This window comes from Geobacillus sp. PLS 41 (genome assembly GCF_056494105.1).
Map to the genome: position 1 here is coordinate 3,478,016 of NZ_CM151395.1, position 23,205 is coordinate 3,501,220.

The 23,205-nt window shown below is 46.2% G+C and carries 22 protein-coding genes and 3 pseudogenes; 7 read left to right on the forward strand and 18 right to left on the reverse strand.

Features of this window, described 5'->3' with window-relative positions:
- Positions 1-8 precede the first annotated feature (8 nt).
- From ACVX3G_RS17370 to ACVX3G_RS17410, 9 genes and pseudogenes are all read right to left on the reverse strand, one after another.
- The gene (locus ACVX3G_RS17370) at positions 9-1,055 is read right to left on the reverse strand and encodes a flavin-containing monooxygenase (RefSeq protein ID WP_011230086.1); all 1,047 of its coding nucleotides are present in this window, start codon (positions 1,053-1,055) and stop codon (positions 9-11) included.
- Positions 1,056-1,080: 25 nt separating this feature from the next.
- On the reverse strand, positions 1,081-2,028 hold the full coding sequence (locus ACVX3G_RS17375; protein WP_011230085.1) for a cation diffusion facilitator family transporter: 948 nt from the start codon (positions 2,026-2,028) through the stop codon (positions 1,081-1,083).
- Between the two features lie 14 nt (positions 2,029-2,042).
- A complete protein-coding gene (locus ACVX3G_RS17380) occupies positions 2,043-2,351 on the reverse strand; it encodes an ArsR/SmtB family transcription factor (protein ID WP_011230084.1) in 309 nt (102 codons plus the stop codon).
- 291 nt (positions 2,352-2,642) lie between these two features.
- Positions 2,643-3,365 (reverse strand): ZIP family metal transporter, encoded by a 723-nt coding sequence (locus ACVX3G_RS17385; RefSeq protein WP_012749256.1) that lies wholly within the window; start codon positions 3,363-3,365, stop codon positions 2,643-2,645.
- Positions 3,366-3,501: 136 nt separating this feature from the next.
- The gene (locus tag ACVX3G_RS17390; RefSeq protein WP_011230081.1) at positions 3,502-3,975 is read right to left on the reverse strand and encodes a PCYCGC domain-containing protein; all 474 of its coding nucleotides are present in this window, start codon (positions 3,973-3,975) and stop codon (positions 3,502-3,504) included.
- 317 nt (positions 3,976-4,292) lie between these two features.
- Positions 4,293-4,712: pseudogene (locus tag ACVX3G_RS17395) on the reverse strand (transposase); the annotation flags it as partial.
- Between the two features lie 230 nt (positions 4,713-4,942).
- The gene (locus ACVX3G_RS17400; protein ID WP_021322734.1) at positions 4,943-5,575 is read right to left on the reverse strand and encodes a hypothetical protein; all 633 of its coding nucleotides are present in this window, start codon (positions 5,573-5,575) and stop codon (positions 4,943-4,945) included.
- Between the two features lie 88 nt (positions 5,576-5,663).
- Entirely contained in the window at positions 5,664-7,535 is a 1,872-nt protein-coding gene (locus ACVX3G_RS17405; protein ID WP_011230079.1) for an RNA-binding domain-containing protein, read from the reverse strand.
- 298 nt (positions 7,536-7,833) lie between these two features.
- Positions 7,834-8,640 (reverse strand): annotated as a pseudogene (locus ACVX3G_RS17410) (SpoVR family protein); the annotation flags it as partial.
- A gap of 158 nt (positions 8,641-8,798) precedes the next feature.
- Here ACVX3G_RS17410 and ACVX3G_RS17415 point away from each other — a divergent pair.
- Positions 8,799-9,404 (forward strand): DedA family protein, encoded by a 606-nt coding sequence (locus ACVX3G_RS17415; RefSeq protein ID WP_011230077.1) that lies wholly within the window; start codon positions 8,799-8,801, stop codon positions 9,402-9,404.
- A 29-nt stretch (positions 9,405-9,433) separates the two neighbouring features.
- Here ACVX3G_RS17415 and ACVX3G_RS17420 read toward each other — a convergent pair whose 3' ends face one another.
- Complete coding sequence (locus ACVX3G_RS17420; protein WP_025039331.1) at positions 9,434-9,682, reverse strand: hypothetical protein; 249 nt, start codon at positions 9,680-9,682, stop codon at positions 9,434-9,436.
- A 180-nt stretch (positions 9,683-9,862) separates the two neighbouring features.
- Here ACVX3G_RS17420 and ACVX3G_RS17425 point away from each other — a divergent pair, with 180 nt between their 5' ends.
- A complete protein-coding gene (locus tag ACVX3G_RS17425; RefSeq protein ID WP_013146280.1) occupies positions 9,863-10,120 on the forward strand; it encodes a YhdB family protein in 258 nt (85 codons plus the stop codon).
- Positions 10,121-10,167: 47 nt separating this feature from the next.
- Here the strand turns inward: ACVX3G_RS17425 and ACVX3G_RS17430 are convergent, their stop codons facing one another.
- Positions 10,168-11,925 carry a phospho-sugar mutase gene (locus tag ACVX3G_RS17430; protein WP_014194941.1) on the reverse strand — a complete coding sequence of 586 codons (1,758 nt, stop codon included), beginning with the start codon at positions 11,923-11,925 and terminating at the stop codon, positions 10,168-10,170.
- 117 nt (positions 11,926-12,042) lie between these two features.
- The gene (locus tag ACVX3G_RS17435) at positions 12,043-12,489 is read right to left on the reverse strand and encodes a CBS domain-containing protein (protein WP_011230073.1); all 447 of its coding nucleotides are present in this window, start codon (positions 12,487-12,489) and stop codon (positions 12,043-12,045) included.
- 173 nt (positions 12,490-12,662) lie between these two features.
- Between ACVX3G_RS17435 and ACVX3G_RS17440 the strand changes: the two genes are divergently transcribed.
- The 3 genes and pseudogenes from ACVX3G_RS17440 to ACVX3G_RS17450 form a co-directional block, all read left to right on the forward strand.
- On the forward strand, positions 12,663-13,100 hold the full coding sequence (locus tag ACVX3G_RS17440) for a disulfide formation protein C (RefSeq protein WP_014194940.1): 438 nt from the start codon (positions 12,663-12,665) through the stop codon (positions 13,098-13,100).
- A complete protein-coding gene (locus ACVX3G_RS17445; RefSeq protein ID WP_011230071.1) occupies positions 13,097-13,570 on the forward strand; it encodes a thioredoxin family protein in 474 nt (157 codons plus the stop codon). The genes ACVX3G_RS17440 and ACVX3G_RS17445 overlap by 4 nt, the downstream gene beginning before the upstream one ends.
- A 3-nt stretch (positions 13,571-13,573) precedes the next feature.
- A pseudogene (locus ACVX3G_RS17450) lies at positions 13,574-13,738 on the forward strand (zinc ribbon domain-containing protein); the annotation flags it as partial.
- 157 nt (positions 13,739-13,895) lie between these two features.
- Here ACVX3G_RS17450 and ACVX3G_RS17455 read toward each other — a convergent pair.
- Complete coding sequence (locus ACVX3G_RS17455; protein ID WP_014194938.1) at positions 13,896-14,294, reverse strand: YhcU family protein; 399 nt, start codon at positions 14,292-14,294, stop codon at positions 13,896-13,898.
- Between the two features lie 138 nt (positions 14,295-14,432).
- Between ACVX3G_RS17455 and ACVX3G_RS17460 the strand changes: the two genes are divergently transcribed.
- Positions 14,433-15,332, forward strand: coding sequence for an RluA family pseudouridine synthase (locus tag ACVX3G_RS17460; RefSeq protein WP_011230069.1), 900 nt, complete (start codon positions 14,433-14,435; stop codon positions 15,330-15,332).
- Between the two features lie 74 nt (positions 15,333-15,406).
- On the opposite strand, the gene ACVX3G_RS17465 is transcribed toward ACVX3G_RS17460, so the two are convergent.
- The 5 genes from ACVX3G_RS17465 to ACVX3G_RS17485 form a co-directional block, all read right to left on the reverse strand.
- Complete coding sequence (locus ACVX3G_RS17465; protein WP_011230068.1) at positions 15,407-16,747, reverse strand: hemolysin family protein; 1,341 nt, start codon at positions 16,745-16,747, stop codon at positions 15,407-15,409.
- Positions 16,748-16,858: 111 nt separating this feature from the next.
- Positions 16,859-17,551 carry a zinc metallopeptidase gene (locus ACVX3G_RS17470; RefSeq protein ID WP_011230067.1) on the reverse strand — a complete coding sequence of 231 codons (693 nt, stop codon included), beginning with the start codon at positions 17,549-17,551 and terminating at the stop codon, positions 16,859-16,861.
- A gap of 147 nt (positions 17,552-17,698) precedes the next feature.
- Positions 17,699-18,526 (reverse strand): aldo/keto reductase, encoded by an 828-nt coding sequence (locus ACVX3G_RS17475; RefSeq protein ID WP_011230066.1) that lies wholly within the window; start codon positions 18,524-18,526, stop codon positions 17,699-17,701.
- A gap of 282 nt (positions 18,527-18,808) precedes the next feature.
- The gene (locus ACVX3G_RS17480; protein ID WP_025039067.1) at positions 18,809-20,071 is read right to left on the reverse strand and encodes a dicarboxylate/amino acid:cation symporter; all 1,263 of its coding nucleotides are present in this window, start codon (positions 20,069-20,071) and stop codon (positions 18,809-18,811) included.
- Between the two features lie 160 nt (positions 20,072-20,231).
- Positions 20,232-21,272: a TRAP transporter substrate-binding protein gene (locus tag ACVX3G_RS17485; protein WP_014194935.1), complete on the reverse strand. Its 1,041-nt coding sequence runs from the start codon at positions 21,270-21,272 to the stop codon at positions 20,232-20,234.
- Between the two features lie 313 nt (positions 21,273-21,585).
- Here ACVX3G_RS17485 and ACVX3G_RS17490 point away from each other — a divergent pair, with 313 nt between their 5' ends.
- The gene (locus tag ACVX3G_RS17490) at positions 21,586-23,163 is read left to right on the forward strand and encodes an ATP-binding protein (protein ID WP_020279503.1); all 1,578 of its coding nucleotides are present in this window, start codon (positions 21,586-21,588) and stop codon (positions 23,161-23,163) included.
- Positions 23,164-23,205 lie beyond the last annotated feature (42 nt).

The window sequence follows — 23,205 nt, forward strand, 5'->3', positions numbered from 1 at the left end:
AAGCACCTTCAATGGTTTAAAATATCATTTATCAAATACTCTGCATCGGCACCCACTCCTCCAATAAGAGCAGATCCCCTTCGATACTGCCACGGCAATCCCAAGAAGTACAATCCTTTCACAGAAGTTACCCCTCTTTGGTGAATGGGCTTTCCTCTATGGTCTAAAACATTCGGAATTTGAATCCAACTGTAATCAGAATAAAATCCAGTTGCCCAAATGACATTTTGAACTTGAATTTGACTGTTATCTGCAAAAGAAATAACATCTCCTAAAATACTTTCTGTTCTGGGTTTAATTTTAATTTTGCCTTCTTGTATTAAATGTTTCAGTTCTTTACCGAAAATAGGGTCACTTTGCTTACTGATAAACTGACCTAACGAGCTGTTGATATGGACATTTAATAAACCTAATTTTTTAAACCACCAGAAAATACTTTTACCCATTATTTCAAGTGGAAAGAACTTCATTTTATGACCTACAGATAAATAAACTTCTCTGTCTTCGGACAATTCAACAGCAATTTGTGCCCCTGAATTTCCCGCACCGACTACCAAAACAGAGCCTTCTTGTAATTGAGATGGATTCAAATAACGGGATGTATGCACTTGATACACTTTATCGGATAAGCTTTCTGCAAATGGTGGAATGTATGGCTTTTGGAAAGGACCCGTTGCTACAACCACTTTCTCTGCCACATAATTACCATTATTGGTTGTAACTTTAAAAATCTCATCTTCTTTTTGAAGGGAAATGACTTCTGTGTTCAGATGAATAGGTAATTCAAATTTTTGAGCATAATCCTCTAAATAATCGGCAATTTCATCCTTGGTTGGATATCCGTTCGGGTCACCCTTTAAAGCCATTCCTGGCAAAGAACTGAACCAGCGAGGAGTAAAAAGAACTAAGGAATCATATCGGTTTCTCCAAACATCTCCGATTCGATTTTCCTTGCCAACAATGGCAAACAATATATTATTTTGTTTCAGATAATATCCCATCGCTAGTCCTGCCTGACTAGCACCGATAACCAGAACATCAACGATGTGTTGCATTTTATCACCTCTCTTCTGAAAAGGATTAAACTTTCATTTCCCCGTGATGGATTTGAGAGGTTTCAATTTGAATGGTTGCATGCTGAATTTTAAAGTGGTCCTCAATAAAATGGATCGCTTCTTGTAAAACCTTTTGGCTGTCTTGATGATCTTCAATCAAAATATGGCAACTTAATGAGTCTAACCCTGAAGTAATTGTCCAAATATGAAGGTCGTGAACGTTAATCACTCCTTCAATACTTTCTAAGGCTTTTTTCACTTCATTTTGGTCAATGGTAATTGGCGTTCCTTCCATCAAAATGTGAACCGTATGTTTAATCACTCCCCAAGCGCCTTTCAAGATTAATAAGGCAACCAAAATGGAAATAATGGGGTCAGCGACATACCAACTAAAGAGCCACATGACAAGCCCAGCGATGATAGCACCTACGGAACCCAAAGCGTCACCGATCACATGAAGATAGGCACTACGCAGATTGACATTATTTTTTACATCCCCTTTTTTCATTAACGCCCAGGCACTTAAAAGATTGGCAAAAAGTCCAATGGACGCAATCAGCATCATAGAGCCGCTAGCCACGGTTGGAGGATTGTAAAAACGTTCAATTGCTTCCCAAATAATAAATCCAGCGATAACAAACAAGGTAACTCCATTAAACAAAGCGGCTAAGATTTCAAAACGATAAAAGCCATACGTTTTATTGGGGGAAGCTGGTTTGGTGGCAAACCAAATTGCCACTAAGCTAAGAACAAGTGAACTAGCATCACTAAGCATATGACCAGAGTCAGAAAGAAGGGCTAGGCTGTTTGTGATTAAACCTCCGAAAAACTCTAACAACATAATTCCAGCGGTAATGAGAAGGGCAATTGTAAGCCCTTTTTTATTTCCTTCTCTACTGTGATCATGGTGATGTCCGTGGTGATGGTGATGACCATGGTGGTCGTGAGAATGATGGTGGTGATGATGATGCATGATAAAATACCTCCTTAATGATGTTCAGAATGGTCAATGGCTTGTTTTAATAATGAAATAACATGTTCGTCATCGCAGGAGTAAAACAGTGTTTTTCCTTCACGGCGATACTTAACCAGTCTCAGATTTCGTAACATACTAAGTTGATGGGAAACGGCTGATTGAGACATTTCCAACACTTCTGCAATGTGATTGACATTGCACTCTTCTTGCGATAACAAATAAAGAATTTTGATTCGTGTTGGATCGGCTAATACCTTAAATATTCGCGATACATTTTCAATGGTTTCAGATTTTAAGAAAGAATGGTCTTCCATCTTCATGATGATTCCCCTCACTTTATTTATTATATATGAGCATATGTTCATATGTATGTATCATATTTTATATTCATTTTTTTGTCAAGTTTAGGAAATGTTTTTTCATGAAAATGGGTTATTTAGCTCATAATGAATGGAAGGAGGATGATGACAACCGTTCAGGTGGAAAAATCGGACTTGCAACATGGCGATTTAAGGGTATAAAAAGGACAGCAGTGAGCTGTCCTTTCGAATATCAGCACATCTTTTGTAAATTCTTCTTCAAGTTCCCGTATGACGTTATCCTCAAGTTTTTTACAGAAAAAACAAGTAAAATGAAACCAATATAAAACCGATTATAGCCATGATAACACAGTATATTTTGGTAGATGCGCGTAAAGCTGTTCCAAAAATTTCTTTTCCCGTCACGGAAAGCATTACCCCCATCGCCAATGCGATAATCATTGCTACTAACCAAGGAACCCCCATTCCGTAATTGCTTCCGATGAATGCTCCAACTCCTATGGGGGCGGAGGCTATGGTTGCCCCAAGTATGATGCTGAGAATTCCAAACCCAGCCATCAGCAAGGGAGTAAAAACAGCAATACCTTCTGGAATATTGTGAAGCATAATCGCAGTCATCATTGGTTTAGTCAATGAATCGTGAGTATTGGCTCCAAGTGCGATGCCTGTTGGAAAATTGTGTAGGGCAATACTGAATGTTAAAAATAGACCAGAATGTACAAATAAGTCTTTTTTAGCGTCATTGGTAATAATGATCACATGATGGGAAACCTTTTCTAGATGCTTATAAATAAAATAACCAAAAATCAATCCGACAATAGCAATAAACCAACCTCCAATTTCTATGCTTTCAGGCAAAATTTCCATCGTGACCAGTCCAAATATCATACCACTACATACTGAAAAAATGGTTGGCGTTCCTTTTTGCCAGCCTTTAAACAACCAAGCAATCACTCCGCCAGATAACATTCCAATAGCAGAAGCAGAAAACCCTAAAAGCCAAAGTGAGTTCATCCATCATCCCCCTTGTACTAAGTTGTCTTTACTTTTATATCTGCCAAACTTATAAAATATGCCTTAAGAAAACAAAAAATCCTCCACCGTGGGAGGATTGTAAAGCCTTCGTTTTCGGAAAAGTGAGGTTTGTTTATTATAAAGGCATTGGAGTTTTAGTTGGTTTTGCGTAACCTTCTTTGTACTTTTCATCAATGTAATGGCGAATTTCCTTTATAGACTTACCTTCTTGTTTCATTTTAATGGATTCCGCTGCGATTTGTAAGCAAACACCACAACGAGTACCGTGGTCATCCCAGACAACAGAACCATCTTTATTGATTTTTTTGACAAAGCAATTCATACTACTTTTATGTCCCGCACTCTCGGCACAACCGCAATAACAAGGAATCCATTGTAACAACTCTATTGATTTGCCAGCAGCTTGATATACCAAGCGGACCTCTTCACTTTGACCTTTCAAAAAGGTCGGTAAAACGTCAGCAGAAGCAGTTTTTTCTTGCAAATCCCCATTGGAAGAATGCTCTTGATGTGATTGTTCTTTATTGGAACTGCAAGCCGAAATGATCAAAGTGAGCAGAAGTAAAACAATCATTCCCTTATATTTCATCCTTGTCACCTCTTATAACATTAGACATGACTAATATATCATAAGGGGTGGACATATTCAGCGTAATAATAAATTGTTCAAAATATTGTCAATTTATAAAGCTAAATCAACATATTATATTAGTCAACTATAATATGATCAGTTATAATAGGTACCGTCAAGAATTTTGTGTAATGCAAGATAGATAGGGTATCTCTGAAATGGATTTGGAATGGATAGGGGACTAGTTTCCTCCACACGAGGGACTGAATATTCAGTCTATTGCGCAGAAAGGGAGAATCCCCTTATCGTATTGGTTTGATATTTACATTATTTGGTTAATTGTAACGTTCTTCAAACATTCGCTCGAGGGCTTCCTGTGCTTCGGCAAATCCTCTTAACTTTCGCCCTGCCCATTTCTCATTAAAATCTTGGATGGTCAAATACACGACTTTTTCCGCGGCTTCTAAACTGCTCAAACTGTTCATCGGCTTTAGACGTTTCCGAATCTCTTTGATCGTTCGTTCAATGGCATTGGTTGTATAAATCACACTTCGAATACTGCTCGGATAGTCCATAAAGGTGAGAAGGACATCCAACTCATTTGCCCACGATTGGACTTCCCTTGGGTATTTGTGAGACCATTTGGATTGAAACTGTTGAAACATCTCCAATGCGATTTCTTTATTCGGAGAACGATAAATGAGTTTCAGGTCCTCCGCCATTTCGAATTGATCTTTTTTCCGAACACAACGGAGATAGCAGCCGTTTCTCCTATTCGGTGTTCGAGCCTGTTCGATTTCGAGGAAATGTTTGATTTCTTCCCGCATAATCAGCTCTAATTTTTCTTTCACAAATTGACGAATAACACTTTCCAGTTGATTTGCCCAGTCGACATTCGGTATACTTCTTTTAGACATAGGTAGGGTTCTCCTTTCTCTAAGATTTTTGGTCCAATCAGAGAATACCCTACCTTTTTTCTTTTGTTCTAGCAAAATGTTTTACACAAACTTTTATACATCACCAATCGGTCAGGGTGACTTTTTGGTAATACTGCTTGCTGATATAACTTGTGTTTAAGCATTGAATGGATTGGCAATTTGCGAATTTTTTCTATGTTTATCAAACTTCCTTCATTTTCCCGGGCTTTTTTGATTATGTCAAAAGGAATATCCGGATGGACAAAATAATTTTCAATCTCAGCTTGAGTAACTCCCAGCTTTCGGGCTATCGTGACAACCTTTACTCCGCTATTAACCATTTGATCAATCAACATATGTTTGTCCAACCACTTTGTTGTTTGATGATGGAACATCCTCCGTAGCAACTTAATTCTTTGTTCTGTTTCATTCGAATATCGCTGAATAACGCAAAATATTTTTGGGCACCTTTTATGCATTTCATTCATTTTTTTATATGCTAAGTATTCTGGGTACCCCGCAACTAACCAATATTTATCTTCCGTTCGATCCTTTTCAACAATAACATGGCTGCTTAACTGATCCCCTCCCTCTAATATTTTGACCATTTTCTCTACTGCTCTTTTTGAAACATTTTCAACGTATATGGGGACAATTTTATCTAATTCAATGGATTCCATCCAAATCCCATCAAGCTTCATTCGTACCCCTCCCCATCATATTTTGTAAAACTATATGAGAAGGGAAATTTGTCTAATAACAATAAACCAGCATTAGGAATCCAATATCCTAATGCTGGTTTGTAAAAAGAGATCGTGTCATATATGCTTGTTTCGGATGGTTTATTTGCTCTGGATATAGCGGTTCTAATTTCCCTTCCTTAAGCAATCGTGAAATGTACTTTTTGCGAAGAGGATCCATCTGCCTATTCAGTAATTGACTTAATTCTTTGAGCGTTAACGGCTTAATTGCACAAAGATTTAAAATGATCTCATCCATTTCGGAAGGATTTAATCTCTTTTTCTTCCTTGCTAATTCAGAAATATCCAATAGCACTTTTTCATGATCTTTTGTTTGTTCGTTTTCGTTAGGTCCGGAGTTAGCAGCGTTAGGTCCGGAGTTATTAACATTAGGTCCGGAGCTTATCCGATTATATCTGGAGTTCCCTATAGACTTTTGATGAAACATTTCCGTTAGCGTATATTTTGTACCTCTTCCTTGTCCATTTGGTTCTAAATATCCTTTTTCCACCAGTCCGGATAATAATTTGCTTATTTCATCACTCTTTTTATCTGTCAGGCTTTGCAATCTCGTATTGGTCACATAATTTTCTTGATGTGCCGTCACTAAAATTAATACTTCATCATTGGTTAAAAACTTATAATGTTTCCCAAGAACTGCTTTTAGAAAATCGACGCTTTCCTGCGGTAATAATGAAGTTGTTCGCAACGTAAGAATCGTGCGATCCGGCTGAAATTCTTCAATTAATTCTGGGGCAGTCCAATGTTGTTCTTTCCACGCCAAATGAATATTCTCAATCCCCGACCCTGCCCGTTCACCAAGTCCGATTAACATAAACATTTTAAAAATCGTTGGATTTCTCGGATCACTTATTCCACCTTTCAGTGCTTGTTGCAAAGGAATCCGAAGAACACCCGGGTTGGAAAATCGAAATAACATCTTTTCCTTTTCGATAACAATTCCGCGTTGCCCGTAGTAATCGGCATGAGCCAACGTATTGACTAAAGCCTCACGAAGAGCAGCGTGCACCCTTGTATCATCCTTGCGAAAAAGCCCCTCCATTTGAAAAGGAATGTTTAAATCATCCGTTAGTCTACGGATGACTTTAAAATAAAAATCATACAAATTCCCCGACCAAGTGCCGTCGGAAGAAATAATCCGATCTGTCCATCTCTCCCCCGGCACATCCGAACTCTTTTCCCGATATTCTAAGAAATACTGCGGTAAATACTCTGTAATGCTGCGCTCTTCCCCAAACATGAGCAACCCGGCTAATGTTAGCCCTTCCTCGTTGGTTTCGCGTAGCCTTCCCAAAGCTCCAATTTTATATAAAAATTCCTTCAGTTCTAAACCATTCCAAGGATGATCTGGTTTCAAAGAAGAAAAGCGATTTCGATAACTTCTCACCGATTCCATATTCAAATCATTTAAACCGTAATTGGGAAGAACTTTGCTGTCTTGAGGAATTGGAGATTGGTCCGCTATCATTCGCTGTACTTCTTCTTTTGTACATTTATAGTCTCCTTCATAATTGCGGCGATATGTACCTGTAAAAGGATTATGACCAATATAAATTGGCTTGTCCTCACGTGAAGCTCTTGGAACATAAATTTTCACGATTTCTTTTCCGTCAACTTCAACAATTTCTACATTTCGATCCACTAAGATATTTTTACTAATCCTTTGTGGATTATTAATTCCATCCCAAAAGTCTTTGACTAACTTTTTTGCATCAACATCGACTGGGAAAAACTCTTGTCCTTTTTGCTCGACCCCAAGCAAAATAATACCGCCATTTGTATTCGCAAAAGCAGAATACGTTTCCCAAACATCTTTCGGTAACCCGCCTTTGGCTGCTTTACATTCCAATTCGGCATTTTCTCCATCGTCTATAATACGCAACAAATCCTTCGCGTCCATTCCGCCATATATCCCCTTTAAATTTCTAATATTTACTACAAATTATTTGACAACGAAAAGAAACAATCCTTTTAACATTCAACAAATTATACAATTTTCCATTTGTCAAAGAAATTTATGATTCACCAGGACAAAATGTATTACAAACGTTATTTTAGCATGATCACTAAACATTATCGAACCATACAGCAACCATGAATCAAATGAGCAATAATTAAAAATTGCAACATCAAACAAATAAAAAAATCACTTTCGTATACAAGTGATTCCACATTTACATATTTAAAGCTCCTTTGCGAAACGAAGCCCATCCTTCGTTCATGATTTTCGTCTCCAGCTGCGGCCAAAAATAAAGCATTTCCTCGCGCATCATCGTTAAAATGTCGCGTTGCCAATCCTCCAGTTCGCGGCTGTATTCTTCAATGAACAATAGCACATCTTTTTCCGGTTGCGGCGGAAACTTGCGCCGTTTTTTTCGCGGCGGCGTTTTCAGTTTGTCTCGCTCGTCAAGCGACCATAAATCGTCGTACGGCGTCGATGTTTTCGGAGGCTCCTCCTCTTCGTACACTTCCGTATCTTCCCACGTCCATGACAGCTTTGGCCGCAGGAGCGAGGGATCGATATGCTCCTGAATGGCCAAGACGGCATCCAAAAATTTTTCCACTTCCAATTTTCCGTATTGATGTTCATAATGCTTGATCCGCTCCGCTGTCGCCGCCATGCTTTCCACCATATCGCGCTTCGTGTTGCTGAAGCGGACGTTGTTTTTGAAAAAGTCGCTGTGGGCCAACACATGGGCGACGATCAGCTTATTTTGGATGAGCGTATTCGTATCGAGCAAAAACGCGTAGCAAGGGTCCGAATTGATGACGAGCTCGTAAATTTTGCTTAACCCTAAATCATAATGAAGCTTCATTTTGTAAAACTGTTTCCCAAAGCTCCAGTGGGAAAATCGCGTCGGCATCCCATAGGCACCAAACGTATAAAGAATGTCCGCCGGGCAAATCTCATAGCGCATCGGGTAAAAATCAAGCCCAAATCCTTCTGCGATTTCCGTAATCTCCGCAATCGCCCGTTCCAACTCTTTCAGCTCGTCCTGCCGCATCCATCTCCCCCTTTTTCCTCTTATCACAATGTATGAGGGAAACGGCGTTTTGATACGTTCCATCGTTTGGCATGAACGCGCAGCGCCCCATTTTCATTTGTGGACCGTTGGCTTATAATGGTCATATACAAGAAATCGCGGCAAAGCGTGGTGGTCATTTGCAGCACTATTTGCATTATCTTATCGAACACTTCGGCTACATCGGCATTATGGTTGCGCTGATGCTCGGCATTGTTGGGCTGCCGATCCCCGACGAGCTGCTGTTGACATATGCCGGTTACCGCGTTTCAACGGGGGCGTTTTCGTATCCGCTCGCTTTTCTTTCCTGCTGGCTTGGAGCCATCATTGGCATCTCGCTCAGCTATATGCTCGGGATTACGCTCGGGCTGCCGTTTTTGCATAAATTCGGTCCCAAGCTCCATCTTACAGAAAAACGGCTCGAGCAAACGAAAGCGCTTTTTTCGAAGCTCGGCCCAGCGGTATTGTTCATTTGCTATTTCATCCCCGGCGTTCGGCATCTCGCCGCCTTTTGGGCCGGCATGAACGCCTACCGTTGGAGAAAGTTTGCCTTGTTCGCCTACAGCGGGGCGATGGTGTGGGTCGCTGTCTTTTTGACGATCGGCGCCTATTTTGAAAGCCGCTGGATGGCCGTCAAGCAGTACATCCATGCCTACCGTCCATTCTTATTTCCAGTCTTTTTGGTCGCTCTTGGTTTCGCCATCTTCTATTGGTACATCCAGCAAAAGCGAAAAACACCGGGGTAATCTCCGGTGTTTTTCATTCTCTATGCGCGCTATACGTTCTCGCGCGGGCCGCGATGGTACGTTTCTGTCAGCAATCCCATAAACAGGCCGAATCCGAACATAAACATCGAGGCCCCGATAATGCCGAGACTGATGATCGTCAAGAAATAGTCTTTGTTGTAAGCGCTTGCGATAAAACTAAGCAAAAACAGTACGACTCCGACAATCAATCCCACTGACGCCATCCATTTGCACATGTTGATCATTTCTTGCCCTTCGTGCCGTTTGTTCATTCTCATCATCCCCTTATTTTGAGGATACTACCCTTGTCACAAAATTGCAACATTTATTTTTCCTTTTTCGTTTTCATTTCGGTTATAATTTATATTTTGCCTTCTGTCGCAACATTTACAGGGCAACAAAACGCCCCACCGTCATACACTAACAATGACTCCTTCTTGATAAAGGAGGCATGCCGCTTGAACACCGTCGACTATGATAAGGCGCTCTATTACACGCATCGCTCCGAATGGGACAATTTGCTCATTTTAATGGTGCGTACGCCTGATGATATTCTGTCAAAAAAAATTGAAAAGTTTCTCCACGCTTATAATTTTGAACATGACTACTCCGTCATCCAGGAGCGGTTGCACGCCTTGCTTCGCTATATTGACCATGCGCTTGAAGTGAGCGAACAAAAAATGGGAGTCGAGCAGTACGCACAGTTTTACTCGTAAAACGAACGGGGAATTGGCCGATGCCAATTCCCCGCAGATTGTGCTGATCATTGCGCATAAGAAGGAGAAACGGTGCTGAGCACATCCTTTACGCGCTGCATGACGGCTTCTGTTAAGCGGGCTAGTCTTTCTTCGCTGTCCTCCAGCGACGTCCCTTTGACGCCGAAGTACGCCTTCATTTTCGGCTCCGTCCCTGATGGACGCAGACAAAACCACGAGCCATCCTCCAAGATATACTTGAGCACATTGGATGTCGGCAAATCAATGGCCGTTTTTTCGCCGGTCAACGTGTTCGTCCGCTCTTTCGTTTTGTAATCCTCAATCACCGTCACCTTTTTCCCCGCGGCCTCCACCGGCGGCTGTTGGCGGAACGACGCTAAAATCGCGGCAATCGCCTCTGCTCCTTCTTTGCCTTTCAGCGTGAGCGATCGTTGCCCCTCGCGATAATAGCCGTACTGGTCAAACAATTGCAAGAGCGCCTCATACAACGATAGCCCTTGCTTTTTATAAAACGCGCACACTTCCGCCGCGAGGACAGCCGCCTGCACGGCATCTTTGTCGCGGACAAAATCGCCGATCAGATACCCATAGCTTTCCTCATATCCGAACTGGAACGCATATTGCCCTGTTTGTTCGTATTCCTTCATTTTTTCGCCGATGAATTTGAAACCGGTCAACGTATCGACCGTCTCAAGACCAAACGATTGGGCGATCGCCCGACCAAATTCAGACGTCACGATCGTTTTTAAGACAACACCATTTTCCGGCAGAGTGCCTTGAGCTTTTCGTTGCGACAGCAAATAGTGGAGCAACAAGCCGCCGGTTTGATTGCCGGTCAGCACGACATAGTTTCCCTTGTCATTTGTAACCGCCACGCCCATCCGGTCGGCATCCGGGTCGGTGGCGATCAACAGATCGGCGTTCATTTGCTTGCCCAACTCCATCGCCATAGCGAAGGCCGCGTGTTCTTCCGGATTGGGCGAGGCGACCGTCGAGAAATTCGGATCCGGCAGCTCCTGCTCTTTGACGACAAAGACGTTTTGGTAGCCGAGCTCAGCGAGCGCGCGGCGCACCGGTTTGTTTGACGTGCCGTGAAGCGGCGTAAACACGATATTGATCGCCGCTTCCCGAGCGAGCTCCGGATGGATGGAAATCGTTTTGACCGCATGGATATAAGCATCATCGACTTCGCTTCCGATGATGCGAATAAGGCCTTTTTCTCTTAACGTTTCCTCATCTTCCACATGAATGGCGAGCTCATTTTCGACTTCATTGACATAGCGGATCACTTGGTCGGCGACAGCAGGCGGCAGCTGTCCCCCGTCCTCTCCATACACTTTATAGCCGTTATATTCGGGCGGATTATGGCTAGCGGTGATGACAATGCCGGCAAACGCCCGCAAATAGCGAACAGCAAACGACAGTTCCGGCGTTGGACGCAATTCATCAAACACGTATGTTTGAATGCCGTTCGTAGCCAACGTTTTCGCCGCCTCCATCGCAAATTCCGGCGACTTATGCCGGGAGTCATAGGCAATGACGACCCCGCGTTGCTTCGCCTCATCCCCAAACGATTGTATGTATCGCGCCAATCCTTCCGACGCTTTTCGCACCGTATACATGTTCATTCGGTTCGTCCCCGGGCCAATCTCGCCGCGCATGCCGCCGGTGCCGAATTCGAGATTTTTGTAAAAGCAATCCTCCAGCCATCGTTCATCATTGCGGCGTTGTTCCAACAACCGCTTCAATTCCGGATCGAGCTGCGGCTCACGCAGCCATTGTTCGTATTTTTGTCTCCACTCCATCGCTGTTCCCCCTTGATTTTCATTTTCCCTGTTTATGTATTCGCTCCCATCATACAATATACCTGCCAAAAGAAAAAGGATGCCCTGGAAAAAATGTGGGCATCCTTTTTTCCCCCATTACCCTTGCGGCTGCGACGGCTCCGAAATGTTCGTCAACGCCTGTTCAGCCGCTTCGTTTGATGCGCTGTTCGTCGCAATATCGCCTAGCGCAACAATGCCTTGAAGCTGGTTGTTTTCCACGATCGGCAAACGGCGAACTTGATGTTGGGCCATGACATTCGCGGCTTCCTGTACGCTCATATTCGGCGTACCGGTGACGACTTGGTTCGTCATGACCTCCGCTACTTTGACGGTCGACGGGTCTTTTCCTTGGGACGAAACACGCAACGTAATATCGCGGTCCGTAATCATCCCTTTGACTTGCCCGTTTTCCACAACCGGAAGCGCCCCAATATTTTTTTGGCTCATGATTTGCGCTGCTTCTTGCACCGTTTGGTTCGGCGAAATCGTTGCGACGTTTTTCGTCATAATGTCCTGCACTTTGTTTCCGCTGTTGTTCGTCAATGTGATCCTCCCCTTTCACCGATTAGTATGGCTCGTTTGTCGAGCGATATAGATAGAAAATGTTGTTTTCTTTCCTGCCCTTTGCCGGTTATGAATGGACGTGCCGTTTTCCATCCCTTATAATGGAGCTAACGGAGGCAAGATCGGGAACATGATGGGAAGAAGGAGAGAACATGGAACGAGAAAAACGTGCGGAGAACTTGCTTTTGGCCGCATGGGCGACCGCGCTCATCGCCACGCTCGGAAGCCTTTATTTTTCGGAGGTGCTTGGGTACATTCCGTGCGACCTGTGCTGGTTTCAACGCATTTTTATGTACCCGCAAGTCGTGATTTTAGGAATCGCCATTGTGCGCAAAGACGCTGCGGCAGCTCGCTATAGCTTCACACTGTCATTGATTGGCGGGGGTATTTCTCTGTATCATTATGGATTGCAAAAAATTCCGCTGCTTCAAGAATACGCCATCAGCTGCGGCCGCATTCCGTGCACAGGGCAATATATAAACTGGCTTGGATTTATCACCATTCCATTTTTGGCGTTCACTGCCTTTATGATCATTATGTTGTTAAGTTGGACCGTCATGCGCCAGCAAAGAAAGGAGAGCGAACGTTGAAAAAACTGCTCGCATTTGGCGGCATCATTGTCGTCCTGTTCGCTGCGATCGCGTTTATTACGATGTACGAACAAAAAGAAGCCGCAAGCAACAATCCTTACCATAAAAGTGAGCTCAACCCAGCCACCATCGCCCAACTTGACGACCCGAACTACCGCAACATTATTTTGCCCGCGGAGTTGAAACAGCAGCTGGCTGACGGCAAGACGCTCACCGTTTACTTTTACAGCCCGACATGCCCTCACTGCCAGCGGACAACGCCGATCGTCGTGCCGCTCGCAAAGGAGCTTGGCATCGATTTAAAGCTGTTCAACTTGCTTGAATTCGAAGACGGATGGGATGCGTACCATATTGAAGCCACCCCGACGATCGTCCATTACGAAAACGGCAAAGAAATCAAACGCATCGAAGGGTATCATGACGAACAAACGTTCCGAAACTGGTTTTCCTCATTGCACAGTGACAAGTGAAGATGGGTGAATCCGACCTACACAAGTCAAACATGCCGATGCGGGCATCGAGAGAAAGCGAACCGAAACGGCATCCGCTTCCGATGCCAAAAGTGCGGATACACCCTCCACGCCGACTTGAATGGCGCGATCAACATCGCCAAAGCGATTTCGGGCTTCGCCGCCTAACCTAGCGCACCGGTCGCAGGTGCGCCGCCCATTGGGGTACATCCTAACCCGATGGGACGGGGTGATGACACACCCCCGAACTTGGGCGTTGTCCGAACCAGAAATGGATGAGGGTGTTAACGACCCAAGAATCCCACACCTTTAGGCGTGCGGATTGTCAAATCACCCATTGGCTCGCCGGAGGCGCATACACGCTGCACGGCCAAAGCCGCCTGCAAGTGAACTGCTTGGCATGAAAAGGAAAGGCAATGCCATGGCGGGCCAAAATCTTTTGATTGCGAACAAACAGCCATTCATACTGTTCCAAATCCCCATGCTCTCCGATATGTTCGATGACGGTAATGAGCGATTGCAACGCTGAAATGATTTGGAAAGCCTCTTTCATCGTTCCATTATATGCCACATGTTCGTGGTCCAGCGAAAGAATGCCCCATTCCTCAAATTGACGGATTTGTTCATCATCGAAGTAATACGGGAACACATCGGTATAAAAGTAGTTGAGCAAATACTGCATGTAATGCTCTTGTTCCGGAGTCGCTGCATACATCATTTTCAACGTCCATACCACCTTTTCTCGCCGCAATGCTTGCGTTTTCCATCACTAAGACGATACTATGAGTGTACCATATCTCGCGCAAGGATAGGGGTAGAAAGTGTTTCCACAGCTAACAAACAATTGGGAGTGTGACAACCTTTGTGGACAAGAAAAGGCGATTGGCTGGAATGCATCATCCCTAGCTGGTGGAGCGGTTTGACGATTGAACAGCTCCTGAAAGACGTATGGGCCGCCTCGAAAAAGCTCGCCCACCGTTGGCGGATGGAACACGGCGTCAAACTGAACGGCCAGGCTGTTCCCTGGAAGACGGTGCTCAACGAACGCGACCGGCTTCAGCTTTACGCATATGAGCCGGAGCCGTCGTTCATCGTTCCAGAATATCGGGAGCTTTCGATTTTATGGGAGGACGACCATCTGCTCGTCTTGAACAAAGAAGCCGGCATCGACATTCATCCGTCCGAACCGGGGCAAACCGGCACGCTCGCCAATGCGGTCGCGTTTTATTTGCAGTCGCAGGCAATTTTAACAAAAGTGCGCCACATTCACCGACTTGACCGCGACACGTCGGGAGCGATTTTATTTGCCAAACACCCGCTTGCCGGTGCGACGCTCGATCGGATGCTCGCCCACCGTGCCATCAAGCGGACGTACGTCGCCCTTGTTCACGGTCGTTTGTCCCCGAAATCAGGAACCATTTTCGCGCCAATCGGCCGCGACCGCCACCATCCAACGCGCCGGCGCGTCTCGAAGACGGGGGCAAAAGCGGTGACACACTATCGCGTCATCAAAACATTCCCGTCAACATCGCTTGTCGAGCTTTCTCTCGAGACTGGACGGACGCACCAAATCCGCGTCCATTTGGCCCATCTCGGCCATCCGCTCGTCGGCGATGTGCTTTATGGCGGCAAACCAGTGTTTCATCGCCATGCGCTTCATGCCGCTAAGCTAACGTTCCGCCACCCGTTTACAAACGAAGAGGTCATTTGTCTCGCGCCAACAAGCGATTTTCCCACCGACCTTTCGCGCATTTACCATTGATCTACCCTGCTGTCCTTCAATGGAGGAGGGGATTTCTCGGCCGAAACGAGAAAAGGCAGACGCCCCCGTCTGCCTTACAAACGCAACTCCTCCTCTTCGGCGCCTGCCGCCTCCTCCTCTTTGCTCGGCTCTTTTTTTGCCACTTCCAGCGATTTCACATGATGGCCATCCATTTCCTTCACCGTAAACAAGTAGCCATCGATTTCTACACTCTCGCCTGGTTTGATATCATAATGCTTCGTTAAAATCCAGCCGCCGATCGTATCGACGTCATCATCGTCAATGTCCAGCCCAAGCAAATCATTCACTTCGCTGATCAACACTTTGCCATCCAAGATCAATCGATCGTCTATTTTTTGAATCAGCGGCGTTTCATCAATATCAAACTCATCTTGGATTTCGCCAACGATTTCTTCCAAAATGTCCTCGACTGTAACCAGTCCAGACGTGCCGCCGTATTCATCGACCAAAATCGCCATATGGATGCGTTCTTTTTGCATTTTGACCAACAAATCGTGAATGGCGATCGATTCAATCACTTGAATGATCGGGCGGATATAGTCTTTCATCTGCTTTTCGTTGGACGGATTGGCAATAAAGTCCGTAAACACCTCTTTCACGTTGATGAGTCCAAGCACATGGTCTTTATCGCCGTCAATGACCGGATAGCGCGTATACTTTTCTTCGCGAATGATGTCCAAGTTTTCCTTGACGCTTTTGTTAATATCGAGCGCCACAATTTCTTTGCGCGGCACCATAATTTCTTTCGCTATGCGGTCGTCAAAACGAAAAATGTTATTGACATAGCGGTACTCTGACTGATTGATCTCCCCGCTTTTGTAGCTTTCTGATAAAATGAGGCGCAACTCCTCCTCAGAGTGGGCGATTTCATGCTCCGCCACCGGCCTGAGGCCAAACAGGCGCGTCACGAGCCGCGCAGAGTTGTTGAGCGTCCAAATGAACGGATACATGATTTTGTAAAACCAGATGAGCGGCTGAGCCGTAAACAGCGTAATCGCTTCCGCCTTATGAATGGCAAACGTCTTCGGCGCTAATTCACCGACGACGACATGCAAAAAGGTGATGAGCGAAAACGAAATGATAAACGCTAAAAAGTGGGAGACGGATTCCGATAAATGGAGGCGTTCAAACAGCGGCAGCAACATCCGCGCCACCGTCGGCTCCCCAAGCCAGCCAAGGCCAAGCGAGGTGAGCGTAATGCCGAGCTGGTTCGCCGATAAATAGCCGTCCAAATTCGAAATCACTTTTTTCGCCGCGACCGCCCGTCGATTCCCTTCATTGACAAGCTGATCGATGCGCGAGCTGCGCACCTTGACGATCGCAAATTCAGAAGCGACAAAAAAGGCGGTGCAAGCGATGAGAAACGCCACCAACAGCAAACTGGCTATATCCAATTCGTCTCCGAGCGCGGATGAAGCGCCCAGGTTACACCTCCTGCACACAAAAGTTTCCATTGCAGCTGATAGACGATGATGCCGCTGGGCCGCCTTAGGCGGCCCAATATGTTACGATTCCTCATTATTGTTCCCTTGGGTGAAAATGAGCACATATTTCAGCAGCTCAAACACGGCAATCAACGTTGCCGCGACGTATGTCAGCGCCGCCGCGCCAAGCACTTTGTTTACGCCGCGCGCTTCATTTGGGGCGATCAACCCTTCAGCCAGCATAAACCGCTTCGCCCGTGCGCTCGCGTTGAACTCCACCGGCAAGGTAATGATTTGGAAGGCCACCGCCAGCGAGAAAAACAAAATGCCGAGTCCAATCAGCGAAAATTGATGGAGCACAAATCCAACGAGCAACAACAACGGCGCAACGCCCGAAGCGAAGTTCACAATCGGAAACATCCGGTGGCGAAGGACGAGCGCAGCGTAGCCTTGCTGGTGTTGAACGGCATGGCCAACCTCGTGGGCGGCAACGGAAATGGAAGCGATTGAACGCCCATAAAAGACCGGCTCCGACAAACGGACCGTGCGGGAAATCGGATCATAATGGTCGGACAATCTCCCTGGCACGACCTCCACCGGCACATGGTGCAGCCCGTGGCGGTCTAAAATCATGCGCGCCACTTCCGCCCCCGTCAACCCCGATGAGGCTGGAACTTCAGACCAGGCATTGAAATTGCTTGATACCTTCCATTGCGCCCAAAGCGATATCAGGAAGGCGATAAAAATGAAAATATCCATCGGATGGAATAGCATCACAGCACCCTCCGTTTTTTCAATGTTCATCAAATGTGTATACTATTATTTATTGTACTTGCTCACCTTTTCATACGTCAAACGGCCCGCTCCGGTTTCAAAAAAAAACAGCGCCTGCATCGAGGCGCTATTTGGCTGATGGGGACATCAAAAATTGAAATTGTCTGGGTCAGGACCGACCCGTTTGTTCAAGTTCAACGCGTCGATCTGTTTCATTTCTTCGTCGGTCAACGAGAAATCAAAAATATCAGCGTTTTCCTTGATCCGCGCCGGCGTCACCGACTTCGGGATCGTCACAACGCCGTGTTGCAAATCCCAGCGCAACACCACCTGCGCCGGCGTTTTCCCGTACTTGCGCCCAATGTCAATGATCGTCGGTTCGCTTAAAATTTCCCCGCGCATGAGCGGCGACCATGCTTCAAGCTGGATGCCGTTTTCCCGGCAAAACGTAAGCAACTCTTTTTGCGTCAGGCGCGGGTGATACTCGACTTGGTTGACCATCGGCTTGATTTCACAATCCGCCAGTACATCTTGCAAATGGTGGATATGGAAATTGCTTACGCCGATCGCGCGCACATAACCGTCTTTATACAACTTTTCCAGCGCCTTGTACGTCTCTTTATACTTCCCTTTCACCGGCCAGTGGACCAAATACAAGTCGACATAATCGAACCCGAGTTTTTTCAAACTTTTGTCAAACGCCTTCAGCGTCGTCTCATACCCTTGATCGGTGTTCCATACTTTCGTTGTCACGAACACTTGTTCGCGAGGAATGCCGGATTCGCGGATCGCTCGACCGACACCTTCTTCGTTTTCATAAAAAGCGGCTGTATCGACATGGCGGTAGCCGATCTCGAGCGCGGTGCGCACCGCGCTTCTTACTTCCTCCCCTTCTTTGACTTTATAAACGCCAAGGCCGACCCAAGGCATTTTCACCCCGTTATGCAAAGTGGCGCAATCTTGCAGGCCGTTCATATCCTCTCCTCCTCGAGCGTCATTATAGTTTCATTATGGGAAAAGAGGGAAAGAAAATCAAAATATATGCTTGCTCTCCTTTCTCACTTCCCCACGTCCCTCTTGTTCTTTCTTTAGGGGAAAATCAACGCAAAAACGAGGGGAAACGTTCCCCTCGCGCTGTCATTGCATTCCTTTTTTCATCCATTCGGCGATTTGCAGCGTGCGGCTCCTTTCCCGACGCAGTCAGAAACATGCGAACGGAAAAGCTGTCAATTGGACTTGCAGATCGGCTCCTGACTCTTATTTGGCCACGCTCATCGAGGCGCGCTCCACTTCAGCTTCGTTCGGATGAAACTCGTTTTCCATTTTCGAAACAACCACTGTCGCTACAGCATTGCCGATAATATTCGTAATCGCCCGCGCTTCCGACATGAAGCGGTCAACCCCAAGCAACAAGGCGATGCCTTCGACCGGGATCATCGGGAACGCCGCCAAAGTCGCTGCCAACGTAATGAATCCCGAACCGGTAACCCCTGCTGCCCCTTTCGAGGTGAGCATTAATACGCCAAGCAACGTCAGCTCTTGCCAAATGGTTAAATCAATGCCGTACGCTTGGGCGATGAAAATGGCTGCCATCGACAGGTAAATCGATGTGCCGTCTAGGTTAAACGAATACCCTGTCGGAACGACAAGACCAACAACCGATTTCGAGCACCCGTATTTTTCCAAACGTTCCATTAGCCGCGGCAGCGCTGATTCAGACGAAGACGTGCCCAAAACAAGCAACAGTTCCTCTTTGATATAAGCGAGAAACTTAAAGATGTTAAACCCATAAAACTTGGCAATCCCGCCAAGCACGACGAAAATGAAGAGCGCCATCGTAATGTAAACAGAACCCATCAATTTACCGAGCGACACGAGCGATCCGAGGCCGAACGTGCCGATCGTGTACGCCATCGCGCCGAACGCGGCGATCGGCGACACCTTCATAACCATGTTGACGACGCCGAAGAAAATTTCTGCCAGCCGTTCAAACAAGGAAATCACTGGTTTTGCTTTTTCCCCAAGCGCGGCAGCCGCTAAACCGAACAACACGGCGAAGAAGAGCACCGGAAGCAGTTGGCCGCTCGCCATCGCGGCAACGACGTTGTCGGGAATGATGCTTAAAATGAAGTCAACAAAACCGTGGCTTGTTTCTTCCGCTTGTTTCGTGTATTGTGAAATGTCGCCGCCTTTTACTGCATCGGTATGAAACCCAACCCCTGGTTTGACAAGGTTGACGACGACAATCCCGATCGCCAACGCAAACGTCGTGACAATTTCAAAATAAATGAGCGCCTTGCCGCCGATGCGGCCGACCTTTTTCAAGTCGCCCATATTGCCGATTCCGATGACGACGGTGAAGAAAATGATCGGGGCGATCACCATTTTAATCAGCTTAATAAATCCGTCTGCCAATACTTTTAACTTCGCTCCGAATTCTGGAAATAGAAATCCGACAATGATCCCTAAAATAATGCCGATGATGACTTGCACCGTCAAGTTTTTCAGTTTTCTCCGCATTTCTCCCACTCCTTTCGATATATTGGCAACGCTTTCAACATTATCATAAAGAAAAATCGTTGAAATCAAAATATTATGGTGATAATGGTCGTTTTGGTCTTTTTGGTCTTGACCTTTTTTGCTGTTCAAAAACAAAAAAGCTTCCGCCCGCGGAAGCCTATTACGATCCTCTAATTTCATTCAAAAGCCCGGAACCAAACTGCCTCGTAAACTCGTCGTACAGCGGGGCGAACTTCTGCTCCCATTTCCGTTTCTCCTCTTCCGACAGCCGGTAAAGGAAGACATCTTCACGCCGCTCGAGCTGCTTGAGCTCCCGTTCGTTTTGCTCTTTCGACTGCTCTAAATTCCAACGCGTCGCTTCAGCCATCGCTTCAGTTATTTTTTGCTGGATGTCTTTCGGCAAACTGTCCCAAAATGACTGATTCATCATGACTGCGTACCCGAGATACCCGTGATTGCTGATTGTAATATACGGTTGAAATTTGTAAAACCCTTTCGAATAAATATTAGAAATCGTATTTTCCTGCCCATCAAACTTATGCTGTTCAAGCTCCTGATAAACGCGGTCAAATGAAACAGCAACCGGTTCACCGCCAAGCAAACGAAACTGCTTTTCAATCACTTCGCTCGGCATAATGCGAAAACGCAAGCCGCGAAAATCGTCAGGGGCGATGAGCGGACGGGTTGTGCTCATCATTTGCTTAAATCCATTGCTCCAAAACGCCAGTCCTTTAATTCCTTTTGCCTCCAGCATCCGAAGCAGCTCGGCGCCCACTTTTCCAGTAAACACGCGGCGCACGTCGTCCTCATCGCGGAACAAAAACGGCAAATCGAGCACTTGCCATTCGGGGACAAGCTCTGTCACCTTTGAAAATGATGGCGCGATCATTTGCACGTCGCCGCGCAACAGCGCATCAAGCTCTTCCCCATCCGAATAAAGCGAGCCGTTCGGGAACACTTCGACTTTGACGCGGCCGTTTGTTTTTTGCTCGACGAGCTCGGCAAACTTTTGCGCCGCCAACCCTTTTGGCGTATTCTCTGCTACGACATGGCTGAAATAAATAATGATTTGCTTTTTCAACCCCTTTTGCTCGTCGTCATAAACAAGTGGTTCACGTCCCAGTTGACGGCTAGCTGCCCAGCCGACCAGACCGAGGCCGACAAACAAAAGGATTGTCCATGCTCTCCACTTTTTCCCCATTGTTCACACCATTCTTCCATCCTATTGCTAAAATTGCACTCCAACGGAATGCTCCCCGCCGACTCGAATCATTGAAGCAAAAAAGCGGCTGGAGCTCACGGATTCGGTTTGAAAGCAGCAATCGCCACGCCTTACGTATGCCCCATCTTCTATGCTGGCGGGCAGAATATTTGTTCCCCACCGCCATTTTACACCTTTCGTTTCTTTCCATTCAAGAAGATTTGGTATAATGAAAAAAAACGTTGATTTATTCCTTTCCCGATTCATATGGCATGTTCAACAGCAATCATGATTGCCAAAAAGGAGTTCCGCCATGAACCGGCTGCCGATTCGCTGGAAAATTACGATTTTGATTTTCGCCATCGTCAGCTTTTCCATGTTGCTGAGCGGTGTATTCATCATCAGCGACTTTTTCCATACAAAGGAGGAGGAACTCAGCCAGCGCGCCTTGCTAACCGCGCGCACCGTCTCCGAGATGCCCGAAGTCAGACGCTATATTGTCGAAAACAAACAAAGCCGGGCGCTGATCAATCCGGTCGTCGAGCGGGTGCGCGTCATTCACAGCGCCGACTATATCGTCGTTCTCGATATGAACAAAGTGCGCCTCTCCCATCCGCTTCCTGCGATGATCGGCACGATCTCCCGCGGTGCTGATGAGGGGCCGGCGTTTGCCGAACATACGTACACTTCCAAAGCCCGCGGGGAAATCGGGACAGTGGTTCGCGCCTTCGTTCCCATTATGAACAGCGATCACGAACAAATTGGCGTCGTCATCGCCGCCTACCGGTTGCCGACGTTTTTTGAAGCCATTGATTCTTTGAAAGAAGAAGCTGCTGTAGCGGTCGTTTTGTCGCTCGTTGTCGGTGGAATTGGCGCATGGCTGCTCGCCTCCCATATCAAGCGGCAAATGTTTGAGCTGGAACCGCATGAGATCGCCAAGCTGCTGATCGAACGGACGGAAGCGTTTAACGCCATGCATGAAGGCGTCATCGCCATTGACAGCGATGAAAAAATTACCATCTTCAACGACCGGGCAAAACAAATGCTCGGCGTCAAAGGGGATGTCATCGGCCGATCGATCCGTTCCATCATTCCGGACACACACCTTCCGGAAATCTTGGAAGTAAACAAGCCGATTTACAATAAGGAGTTGCAGATCGGCAATTTAACGATTTGGAGCAACCGCATCCCGATCAAAGTCAACGGAAAAACGGTCGGCGCCATCGCCATTTTCCAAGACCGGACGGAAGTGAAACGGCTGGCCGAAGAATTGACGGGCGTAAAGGCGTTTGTCCACGCCTTGCGCGTGCAAAATCATGAATACATGAACAAACTTCATACGATCGCCGGCCTTATTCAGCTCGGCCATATTGAAAAAGCGCTCGAGTACGTGTTCCAAGTTACAGAGGAACAAGCAGAACTGACGCAGTTTTTAAGCCGCAACATCAAGGACGAAAGCATTTCTGGATTGCTCTTAAGCAAAATCCGCCGCGGCAAGGAGCTCGGCATCCGCGTGACAATCGACCGGCACAGCCGGCTGCACCGCTTTCCGCCGCATCTCGATCACCATGATTTTGTTGTTCTCCTTGGCAATTTAATTGAAAACGCCTTCGATGCCTTTCGCGGCGTAACCGACCGGGAAAAAGAAATTTACGTCAGCCTTGAACAAAATGAAGAAATTTGTTCCCTCTCGGTCGAAGACAACGGCCAAGGCATTGCTCGCGAGCATATTGACCGCATTTTTGATGAAGGCTTTTCAACCAAAGGGGAAAACGGACGCGGCATCGGCTTGTATTTGGTGAAGCAAATTGTGGAAAAGGGAAACGGGCGCATCGATGTGCAGTCGGAGGAAGGGAAAGGAACGGTGTTTACTGTTACCTTTGATATGTGACTACCCATTCATGCAGCGGCGGCCGCGAAAGACACTCCCGTC

Excerpts from the sequence above, each read along its gene's own strand:
- ACVX3G_RS17375 (WP_011230085.1), bottom strand. The coding sequence starts at position 2,028 with ATGCATCATCATCACCACCATCATTCTCACGACCACCATGGTCATCAC.
- ACVX3G_RS17430 (WP_014194941.1), bottom strand. The coding sequence starts at position 11,925 with ATGGAGTGGAGACAAAAATACGAACAATGGCTGCGTGAGCCGCAGCTC.
- ACVX3G_RS17420 (WP_025039331.1), bottom strand. The coding sequence starts at position 9,682 with ATGAGAATGAACAAACGGCACGAAGGGCAAGAAATGATCAACATGTGC.
- ACVX3G_RS17370 (WP_011230086.1), bottom strand. The coding sequence starts at position 1,055 with ATGCAACACATCGTTGATGTTCTGGTTATCGGTGCTAGTCAGGCAGGA.
- ACVX3G_RS17440 (WP_014194940.1), top strand. The coding sequence starts at position 12,663 with ATGGAACGAGAAAAACGTGCGGAGAACTTGCTTTTGGCCGCATGGGCG.
- ACVX3G_RS17400 (WP_021322734.1), bottom strand. The coding sequence starts at position 5,575 with ATGAAGCTTGATGGGATTTGGATGGAATCCATTGAATTAGATAAAATT.
- ACVX3G_RS17405 (WP_011230079.1), bottom strand. The coding sequence starts at position 7,535 with ATGGACGCGAAGGATTTGTTGCGTATTATAGACGATGGAGAAAATGCC.
- ACVX3G_RS17470 (WP_011230067.1), bottom strand. The coding sequence starts at position 17,551 with ATGCTATTCCATCCGATGGATATTTTCATTTTTATCGCCTTCCTGATA.
- ACVX3G_RS17390 (WP_011230081.1), bottom strand. The coding sequence starts at position 3,975 with ATGAAATATAAGGGAATGATTGTTTTACTTCTGCTCACTTTGATCATT.
- ACVX3G_RS17490 (WP_020279503.1), top strand. The coding sequence starts at position 21,586 with ATGAACCGGCTGCCGATTCGCTGGAAAATTACGATTTTGATTTTCGCC.
- ACVX3G_RS17480 (WP_025039067.1), bottom strand. The coding sequence starts at position 20,071 with ATGCGGAGAAAACTGAAAAACTTGACGGTGCAAGTCATCATCGGCATT.
- ACVX3G_RS17385 (WP_012749256.1), bottom strand. The coding sequence starts at position 3,365 with ATGAACTCACTTTGGCTTTTAGGGTTTTCTGCTTCTGCTATTGGAATG.
- ACVX3G_RS17475 (WP_011230066.1), bottom strand. The coding sequence starts at position 18,526 with ATGAACGGCCTGCAAGATTGCGCCACTTTGCATAACGGGGTGAAAATG.
- ACVX3G_RS17485 (WP_014194935.1), bottom strand. The coding sequence starts at position 21,272 with ATGGGGAAAAAGTGGAGAGCATGGACAATCCTTTTGTTTGTCGGCCTC.
- ACVX3G_RS17380 (WP_011230084.1), bottom strand. The coding sequence starts at position 2,351 with ATGAAGATGGAAGACCATTCTTTCTTAAAATCTGAAACCATTGAAAAT.